Origin of the sequence: Eubacterium ramulus (assembly GCF_003122485.1) — a bacterium.
Taxonomy (GTDB): Bacteria; Bacillota; Clostridia; order Lachnospirales; family Lachnospiraceae; genus Eubacterium_I; species Eubacterium_I ramulus_A.
The window spans coordinates 1-545 of record NZ_JRFU01000267.1 but is presented as its reverse complement, the minus strand read 5'-3'; the positions used below and the strand labels follow the sequence as shown (position 1 = coordinate 545).

At 38.9% G+C, this 545-nt stretch carries 1 protein-coding gene; it reads right to left on the bottom strand.

Features of this window, described 5'->3' with window-relative positions; translation table 11 throughout:
• Positions 1 to 130: 130 nt before the first annotated feature.
• On the bottom strand, positions 131 to 481 hold the full coding sequence (locus LG34_RS16465; protein ID WP_109217038.1) for an arsenate reductase family protein: 351 nt from the start codon (positions 479 to 481) through the stop codon (positions 131 to 133).
• Positions 482 to 545 lie beyond the last annotated feature (64 nt).

The window sequence follows — 545 nt, the reverse complement described above, 5'->3', positions numbered from 1 at the left end:
TTATTGCTTTTCGCAATTGAAGCAGGGGACTTACTTGATTCGGTTAAACAAAATGAGAGATGCCGTTCATTCGACACCTCTTACTTTCTGTTTTCTATCTTCACTTATAAAATGTACAAATTTACTTCTTTTACAACAGCTTTTCTTCCCATTCTGCTGCTTTAAATCCGGTAAATACCGTATCGCCATCCACGATCACCGGACGTTTTACCAGCATTCCATTGGTAGCCAGAAGCTGCAACTGCTCATCTTCACTCATAGTCGGAAGTTTATCCTTGAGTTTCATCTCTTTGTACAGCATTCCACTGGTATTGAAAAATTTCTTTAATGGCAGACCACTTCTGCCATACCAGTCTTTTAATTCTTCATAAGTTGGATTATTCTCCACAATGTGTCTGTCTTCATATGCGATTCCATGTTCGTCTAACCATTTTTTGGCTTTCTGACAGGTTGAGCATTTTGGATATTCTACAAATAACATACTTTTTCCTCCGTGTTGTGACATGCTCCCACCACTTAAATCACAGATTTTGAAGTGGGGGCTT

Coding starts and splice junctions, on each gene's coding strand:
- LG34_RS16465 (WP_109217038.1), bottom strand. CDS start 481: ATGTTATTTGTAGAATATCCAAAATGCTCAACCTGTCAGAAAGCCAAA.